Source organism: Variovorax sp. 10N432, assembly GCF_056394465.1.
Window position 1 is genome coordinate 1 of the sequence record NZ_JBFTHX010000089.1, and the last position, 7,244, is coordinate 7,244.

Sequence of the window (7,244 nt, forward strand, 5' to 3'; positions counted from 1 at the left end):
CAGCGCCGCCTTGGCGCGCGTGACCTTGGCCAAGATGTCGGTCGCGCTCTTGGTCCAGATGAAGGGTTTGGGGTTGGCGTTGTGGTGGGCCACGTACAGATCGATGGCGAACTCCAGTTCGGCCACGCTGGTGAAGCTGTCGCGCCGGATGCGGTTCTCCGAGATGTCGCGGAAGAAGCGCTCGACCATGTTCAGCCACGAGGCACTGGTGGGCGTGAAGTGCATGACGAAGCGCGGGTGCTTGGCCAGCCAAGCCTGCACGTCCGGGTGCGTGTGGGTGCCGTAGTTGTCCACGATCAGGTGCAACTGCAGGTGCTTGGGCGTCTTGCGCTGGATCAGCCGCAGGAACTGCAGCCACTCGGCGTGGCGGTGTTGCGGCTGGCACATCGAGATCACGGTGCCGTCCAGGGTGTTCAAGGCGGCGAACAGCGTGGTCGTGCCGTGGCGCTTGTAGTCGTGGGTGACGGTGCCGGCGCGGCCTTTCTTCATCGGCAAGCCCGGCTGGGTGCGGTTGAGCGCCTGGATCTGGCTCTTTTCGTCGCAGCTCAGAACCAGGGCGCGCTCGGGAGGATTGAGGTACAGCCCCACGACATCCAGCAGCTTGTCCTCGAAGCGGGGGTCGCGCGAGAGCTTGAAGGTGCTTTGCCGATGCGGCTTCAGACCGTTGCGCTTCCAGACGCGGCGGATGGTGGTCGGCCCTACACCGAGTTGCGCGGCCAGCGTGCGCGTGCTCCAGTGCGTGGCGGCGATGGGCTTTTCGTGAAGCGTCATGTCCACAATGCTCGACTCAAACTCGGCGGTGGTCACGCTGGGGGTACGCCCGGGGCGCGGCGCGTCATGCATCAGGGCTTCCACCCCGCCTTCCAGGAAGCGCTGGCGCCACAAGGCCACCTGGCGCCGATCCAGATCGACCTCGGCGGCGATGTCCTTGTTCTGCCAGCCCTCGGCGGCCAGCAACACGATCTTGGCTCGTTGCTGCACACGAGCCTCGACGCGGCCTCGTCGCGCCAAGGCCGTCAGCTCTCGTTGAACAGCGGCATCCAGTTCGATCTTCGGGGCAATGCGCATGGCTGCGACCTCCATCGAGGTCGGAGTGTGCCGCATCTATTAAGTTCCACTATTTCGAGCGCACTGCACTAGTCTTCCGCTCCCAGTTCAAGACATCTTCGACGAATTTCGGCGGTGGGATAGTTGGTCAGAACAAGCAGGTGCTGATGTGGCAAGCGGTCCTGCGCTGCACGCAAGACGCTGAGCCCGGAGCCTTCCTTCAAAAAAAGGTCCACAACCGCCAAGTCCCAGTTTTGCTTGTGCCGATCGAGTTCCTCGATGGCCTTCGTAGCAGTCTCCGCGATGGCGATCACGTGCGCATCGGCCAACTCTGCCAACGTCGGGATCAGGTTTTCGCGAATTGTCTCGCTGTCCTCGATGAGGAGTGTCTTGAGCGGCATCGTGTTCGCCGAAAAGGCGCTCGGTAAAAAATCGCCACTAAGGCCTGAAGGCACGCGATTACTTCAGGGGGGTGCTCTCCCGACGTGTAGGTCGACAGCTATTTCAAGCCGCCGTCCTTCTCTGATAAAAAGTGCGGCGCATGCTTTCTTGGGGCGCTGAGGTCCGCAGAACCCGCGCTTGCTGAGTCAACGCCTTGGGCAGCTTGCTCCAAGGTGTCATTCACTTCGTCGAGCAGTTCTGTCGACTGAGTCAGCCGCTTTTCCAATTCGCCGGCCTGCTCGACAGCGCGGTCCACCACGTCGGTTTTTGCTCCCTCGGAGATCTCTTCCTTCAGGACCGGTGCGCACGACCAGGAGATCATCAGCAACTTTTTTGACCTCCTCGGTGGCATCCCTGTTTTTCACGAGCGCTTCAATGATCCCGAAAGGGGCTGTATTGGGCTGAATGGTCTCGTTCATGCGTTGGTCCTCTATAAGCCTATGGTCGTAACCGGTTTGTTACTCGAACCTCCCGCGGCCGGAGCGCGACCACTGATTCTCCGGCATCGCGATGCGGCCGTGGTCAGGCGAAACAGATGGCTGGTGGGGTCCCATTCGGTGATCGGTCCCGCGCCAGGCCCGATTCGTGAGCGCCATGTCCAGGCGTAGGCCCAGCTGGGTGGGACGTGCGGATATTCCTCAGCTTGCGTGCCGCGAGCTTCGCCCTTCGGTCGCAGCATCCCCCTCTCTCTTCTCGCATTCGGCCCATTTCATTCCGTCAATTGATGGTCCTCTGGGGCATCGGCATGCCTGAAAGTGGAGCTCGCACGCATGGCCACTCGCCGAAAGCGCCTTCCCACGTGCGCCGTCGCTTCGCTCCCACACGAAGGCCGCTGCGCGTGCCCATGCTTGCTCATCCATGCTCGCAAGGAACGTTCAAGGCGCCCGCGCGGCGTCCATGACCAGACGCCGGCCGACGCCGGCCAAGGAGACCTGCCATGCAGATCAAGCATCTCTACGAACTCAGCCGCAAGGCCGTCGTGGCCTGGGTCGACGACTATGCGCCGAGCATGGGTGCCGCCATCTCGTACTACACCATCTTCTCGCTCGCGCCGCTGCTGGTCATCGTGATCGCGGTAGCAGGCGCCGTCTTCGGCCGCGACGCGGTGCAGGAACAGATCCTCGGTCAGATCGGCGGACTGGTAGGACGAGATGGCGCGACCGCCGTCCAGGCCATGCTCAAGGCCGCGAGCGACACCGGCAAGGGCTTGGTGGCGGGGCTGATCAGCGCGGTCGTGCTGCTGGTCGGGGCGACCACCGTCTTCGCCGAGTTGCAGAGTGCGCTGGATCGCATCTGGCGCGTGCCGGAGAAGGAAAAGCCGTCTGGCGTGTGGGCGGTGCTGCGCGCACGCCTGCTGTCGTTCGGCCTTATCCTGGGCCTCGCCTTCCTGCTCATGGTGTCGCTGATGGTGAGTGCCGGGCTGGCCGCCTTCGACGGCTGGTTCGGCGGCCTGCTGCCGGGCTGGGAAGTCCTGCTGCAGGGGCTCAACCTGCTGATCTCCCTCGCCATCATGACCCTCCTGTTCGCCATGATCTTCAAGCTGATGCCCACGGCGCCCATCGCCTGGCGGGACGTGTGGATCGGTGCCGCAGTCACTGCCGTGCTGTTCGAACTGGGCAAGCTGCTCATCGGTCTCTACCTGGGCAAGAGCGGCGTCACCGAGGCCTTTGCCGCCGCTGGGTCACTGGTCGTGCTGGTGGCCTGGGTGTACTACGCTGCGCAGATTTTCCTGCTGGGCGCCGAGTTCACCAAGGTCTATGCGGACGAACACGGATCGCTCGCCGGGCAGAAGGCGGCAGCGCAGACCGCTGCGGCCGCTGACAGCGGCGAAGCGCCCTCGAAGCGAGGCCAGGGTTCGGAGGACCGGCCGGGCGCAGTGGACGTGCCGGACTATTCAGGCCTTTCGCGGACGGCGAGGGTGCAGGCTGAGATTGATCACCGGCTGGAACTGGCCAGCCGGCGGCTGGTACGCCAGACCCTGTTGCTGGCGGTCGTTTCCCTGGCAGAGGGATTTGCGCGTCGGAAGGTAAAGCGCGCCCGGCGCTGAGCCGACGAGCCCCGACACCGGTGTCGCCCGGCTTGGTGAAGGCGGCCGGCGCTGCTCAGATTGGCGCCTGAGCGGTGCCTGCCCGATCATGAACCCAGCGCATGGCCTGCTGCTCGGCGTGGCGGATCGCCTCCATCCGCGTTTTCCGGCAGTTGCGTTTCGTCGGCCTCGGCGGGAGAGCGGCACCACGGTAGGTCGGTAGCCGCCTTGCGTGGAGGCTGCGTCCAGTTCGAATCGAAGCCGCGGTACGCGAGCGTGTGGCCGTTGAAAATGGGAAGGCTGGGTTCGATCGGCATGGTTCTGGCCTCTTGGGATGTGCTGCGGCAGGGCGTCGCCGGGTCAGCGCCAGGGCGACACCTGTGGCAGTGATCGTGACGCGAAGTGAATCAAGACGGGCCGCGACGCGGCCGACGGCTTGCCGCCGGGCTCCCACGATCAGGAACGCGATCAGCAGGGCCATACGGTAGATCGGGCGCTTTCCCTTGCGCCTCGACGCCGGAACCGGCTGCCTGGCATTCTCATTCGGGTTGTTCATGTGCAACTCCCAAGCCGCCCCGCGAAGCAGCAGGGTGACCGATCGGAAGGACGGACCGCTGGTCGAGCCGCTCATCTCGCTGTCAGCCGACCCCTACATCGCGCAATTTTGCGAGCGACCTCAGCAGCCGGCGCGCAGCCGCTTGCTGAACTTCGCAGCAGCCTGCGACGAACGCCCGTGCCGAGGCCGCGTCGCCCGGCGCCATCCTGCCAAGGTCGCAGCAGGTCTGCGTGCCCGCCGCAAGCGCAATGCCAAGCCGACGTCGAAGTCCCTCGGGATGCACGCCTCGTTCGATCAAGGACGCTGCAATGCATGCGGCTCTCGATGTCGCGCCACGGCAAGTTTTTGAGCGGCCCGGTGTGCATGTCCTGCCTTTGCAATCGGGTTGTCTGCGCAATCGACGAGCTACCGGTGGCGAGCGCTCTCCGATCCGGTTGAGGATGTGTTCCGGCGAGACCCCTTCCCTGAGTTCGTTGAGCTCGGGGTTACGCAGCGGCGACATCGTTGCGCTGTGCCAGTTCGGTCACGATGCGCAGGAGCTTCGTGATGTGCTCGCATAGCAGGCTGATCTGCGGGTCGAGATCGGCGCGCTCGTGCGCGATCGGAGCAAGCGGTTCTGGCCGATCATGACGAAGGTCGAGATGCCACCATCGCCAGCACCACGAAGGTCGGATCGAAGGGCTCGACGGGGGTCAGCCCAGATTGACTACGATCCATGCCCGTAGGTCAGGGAGGTGCGCGTACACGAAGATCTTGCTGCCCGCCAGGCGTGATGATGTCGGCCATCTTGTCCTGCAACCCGCCGCCGCCCTTTCGCTGCGTCCCCGGCTAGGAGCGCCTCGACGTTTCGATCGAGCACATGCGCCACGGGCGGCATTCCATCTGCGGCCTCATTTTCGGCTTGCCTGGTGATAGTGAGCGATGCGGCCGAGCGCGTAGTCGGCGCTGGCCTCGCGGATCTGGTTGCGCTCGCCCTCGAATACTCGGGTTTCAGTGAACTCGCGCGGCGTACCGCCGCCATCGCGGAACACCCACGCGTAGCACTGGGTACCAGGTGGGACGTGGGGGTCGGCATCGTCGGCCACGCCCGTGTTGGCGACTGCCGCAAGCGCGTCGCTGTGGCGTAGTGCGCCGCGCGCCATCTCCAGCGCGACGGCCTCGCTGGTCAGGTTGTTGCGCTCGAAGACCTCGGCCGGCACGCCGAGGCAGCGCCGCTTGGCCTTTGGGTCGTAGACCACGAAAGCGCACTCCAGCACTTCGCCCGCTCCCGGTATGGCGGCCAAGCGCGAGGCGATGAGCCCGGCGGTGCACGACTCGGCAGTCACCACCACCAGAGCGTGCGCCTTAAGGTACTGGACGATGGCTCGAGGGTCGACGCAGACGGAACTTGTGGACATGGCTGTCGGTGTCACGAACGAAAATTTAAGCTACACAAGCGCGCCTCGAAGACGTGTTGGACGGTGTCTGATGCGCCGGGGAGTGTGCACAGACGCCACCCCCTACCCGCGACCTTGCGGGGCCACTCCTTGTCGGCACGAACGCATGAAAAAGCGGGCCTTGGCGCCCGCTTCGGAAACGCGTGTCAAGCACGCACTTAGGATGACTTCTTGTGGCTCTGGCGCCCCGGCTCTGCATGCTGTTGCGACGCGCCACCACGGGAACCGCCGGATTGCTCCTGCTGATCTCGCGAGCCGGGATCGCCCTTGTGGCTTTGCTGGCCGGCCTTGACATGCTGCTCGTGGCTGCCGCCACGCTGGCTGCCGCCCTGCTGCTGATTGTTGCCGCCTTGCGAACTCTTGCTGGTCATGGAACCCCCTGTCCGAGTGGAGAAAAAGGCGCACGGCACGGATGGCCGCGCGCAGAAACCACCTTAGGGTTCAGGCTGGGCTTCCCTGTAGGAAAAGCGCCATGAACGTCGCCGGATGATTCTCGATGCGGCCAGGCGCGCCCAGGGTCCGTCGCCTGTCAGCGGAGTTCCTGCACGGAACGACGGCGCCCGCGCCAATCTCGACAGTTCGCGCTGTCTGCGCACGTACAGGCGCGCCTGCTGGCTGGGCTGGCGGCCCGCAGCTGTGTTGTCGACGCCTGCTGGCCTTCTGAGTGCGCACCTACCCGCGCAGCTCGGTCACTCCATGCTGGCGGCAAAGGAGCCGGGACCGACGCCGAGAAGGAGCGCCTGGGCGCTCACGCCATTGCCAAGCTTGCAGATGGGCACGAACTCCCAAAGGCCAGCAAGTTTCTGGCGTGCAGCTTGAAAGGAGCTTGTCCTAAAACCAAACTTACGCGCCGATCACCGACGGGCTTCCAGGGGCTCTGGTTCCAAACAGTTCAACGTGACGCCCGCGCAGCTGAAGAAGGCTGTACAGGCCGTCGGCACGAGCGCTGATGCAGTCGAAAAAAAATACCGAAGAAGCGGCGTGAAGAGTTAGGAGGACGTTCTCTCCACACATACAGTTCGCCGCGCGCAGTGCTACCGCGCCGGTCCGAATCCAAAGAAGGCCTTGCCAGGCTTGGGCGCATCTCCATCCTCCTGCCTTCGGGGGTGCTGCTCTTTGGCAGGTGGCTCGTGGTCCTCGCCGGCGCGAGGCCCGACCTCCAGGTCTTCCACCATCCTCTGGAGCGCAATGAGCCCTTCTGCCATGGCCTTCTGATAAGTCTCAGCGGCCGAGTCAGATTTGTCTATGACGCCCCAGTATTTCCCGGCGCGCTCAATGAGCACCCAACGAAACTCCCCGGCGCTGGGTTCTTCGACATAGACCGCGATGTGGCGCAAGGGGGGCATGGCTTCCAGCCTAGTCGGTTCGCTCACCGTTGGAAAGTGCAGTCCCCCTACGACGAGAAGTTGCGCCAACCTACGAAAAGGGCGGCTTCGCCGGCCGCAGACTCCGCGACGCGGGATTCCCCGTTCAGGAGGATTTGGCATGGCAACAGGTAGTCGGACGCTTTGGAAGGGAGCTATTTCTTTTGGCCTCGTGCACATCCCTGTTGGTCTTCACACCGCGGCGACCGAGCAAGGTGTCGACTTCGACTGGTTAGACAAGCGCTCGATGGACCCCGTTGGCTACAAGCGCGTGAACAAGCGCACCGGCAAGGAAATCACCAAAGAGAACATCGTCAAGGGTGTCGAATACGAGGATGGCAAGTACGTCATCATCAGCCCAGAAGAGGTTGAGG

General features: G+C 64.0%; 9 protein-coding genes and 1 pseudogene. 3 read left to right on the forward strand and 7 right to left on the reverse strand.

Features of this window, described 5'->3' with window-relative positions; all coding sequences use genetic code 11:
- The 3 genes from AC1DF3_RS36410 to AC1DF3_RS36420 all read right to left on the reverse strand — a co-directional run.
- A partial coding sequence (locus AC1DF3_RS36410) for an IS630 family transposase (protein ID WP_478142725.1) occupies nucleotides 1–1,068 on the reverse strand: 1,068 nt, incomplete at its 3' end.
- Nucleotides 1,069–1,136: 68 nt separating this feature from the next.
- Nucleotides 1,137–1,448 carry a response regulator gene (locus AC1DF3_RS36415; RefSeq protein WP_478142726.1) on the reverse strand — a complete coding sequence of 104 codons (312 nt, stop codon included), beginning with the start codon at nucleotides 1,446–1,448 and terminating at the stop codon, nucleotides 1,137–1,139.
- Between the two features lie 98 nt (nucleotides 1,449–1,546).
- On the reverse strand, nucleotides 1,547–1,816 hold the full coding sequence (locus AC1DF3_RS36420; protein WP_478142727.1) for a hypothetical protein: 270 nt from the start codon (nucleotides 1,814–1,816) through the stop codon (nucleotides 1,547–1,549).
- 609 nt (nucleotides 1,817–2,425) lie between these two features.
- Here AC1DF3_RS36420 and AC1DF3_RS36425 point away from each other — a divergent pair.
- Nucleotides 2,426–3,535 (forward strand): YihY/virulence factor BrkB family protein, encoded by a 1,110-nt coding sequence (locus AC1DF3_RS36425; RefSeq protein WP_478142728.1) that lies wholly within the window; start codon nucleotides 2,426–2,428, stop codon nucleotides 3,533–3,535.
- A gap of 86 nt (nucleotides 3,536–3,621) precedes the next feature.
- Here the strand turns inward: AC1DF3_RS36425 and AC1DF3_RS36430 are convergent, their stop codons facing one another.
- From AC1DF3_RS36430 to AC1DF3_RS36440, 3 genes are all read right to left on the reverse strand, one after another.
- Entirely contained in the window at nucleotides 3,622–3,831 is a 210-nt protein-coding gene (locus AC1DF3_RS36430) for a hypothetical protein (protein ID WP_478142729.1), read from the reverse strand.
- 1,129 nt (nucleotides 3,832–4,960) lie between these two features.
- Nucleotides 4,961–5,467, reverse strand: coding sequence for a CinA family protein (locus tag AC1DF3_RS36435; RefSeq protein ID WP_478142730.1), 507 nt, complete (start codon nucleotides 5,465–5,467; stop codon nucleotides 4,961–4,963).
- Between the two features lie 197 nt (nucleotides 5,468–5,664).
- Nucleotides 5,665–5,877 (reverse strand): hypothetical protein, encoded by a 213-nt coding sequence (locus tag AC1DF3_RS36440; RefSeq protein WP_478142731.1) that lies wholly within the window; start codon nucleotides 5,875–5,877, stop codon nucleotides 5,665–5,667.
- 523 nt (nucleotides 5,878–6,400) lie between these two features.
- Here AC1DF3_RS36440 and AC1DF3_RS36445 point away from each other — a divergent pair.
- A pseudogene (locus AC1DF3_RS36445) lies at nucleotides 6,401–6,499 on the forward strand (DUF3606 domain-containing protein); the annotation flags it as partial.
- Nucleotides 6,500–6,540: 41 nt separating this feature from the next.
- Here the strand turns inward: AC1DF3_RS36445 and AC1DF3_RS36450 are convergent.
- The gene (locus AC1DF3_RS36450) at nucleotides 6,541–6,852 is read right to left on the reverse strand and encodes a hypothetical protein (RefSeq protein WP_478142732.1); all 312 of its coding nucleotides are present in this window, start codon (nucleotides 6,850–6,852) and stop codon (nucleotides 6,541–6,543) included.
- A gap of 139 nt (nucleotides 6,853–6,991) precedes the next feature.
- Between AC1DF3_RS36450 and AC1DF3_RS36455 the strand changes: the two genes are divergently transcribed.
- A partial coding sequence (locus tag AC1DF3_RS36455; RefSeq protein WP_478142733.1) for a Ku protein occupies nucleotides 6,992–7,244 on the forward strand: 253 nt, incomplete at its 3' end.

Coding starts and splice junctions, on each gene's coding strand:
- AC1DF3_RS36415 (WP_478142726.1), bottom strand. CDS start 1,448: ATGCCGCTCAAGACACTCCTCATCGAGGACAGCGAGACAATTCGCGAA.
- AC1DF3_RS36425 (WP_478142728.1), top strand. CDS start 2,426: ATGCAGATCAAGCATCTCTACGAACTCAGCCGCAAGGCCGTCGTGGCC.
- AC1DF3_RS36430 (WP_478142729.1), bottom strand. CDS start 3,831: ATGCCGATCGAACCCAGCCTTCCCATTTTCAACGGCCACACGCTCGCG.
- AC1DF3_RS36435 (WP_478142730.1), bottom strand. CDS start 5,467: ATGTCCACAAGTTCCGTCTGCGTCGACCCTCGAGCCATCGTCCAGTAC.
- AC1DF3_RS36440 (WP_478142731.1), bottom strand. CDS start 5,877: ATGACCAGCAAGAGTTCGCAAGGCGGCAACAATCAGCAGCAGGGCGGC.
- AC1DF3_RS36450 (WP_478142732.1), bottom strand. CDS start 6,852: ATGCCCCCCTTGCGCCACATCGCGGTCTATGTCGAAGAACCCAGCGCC.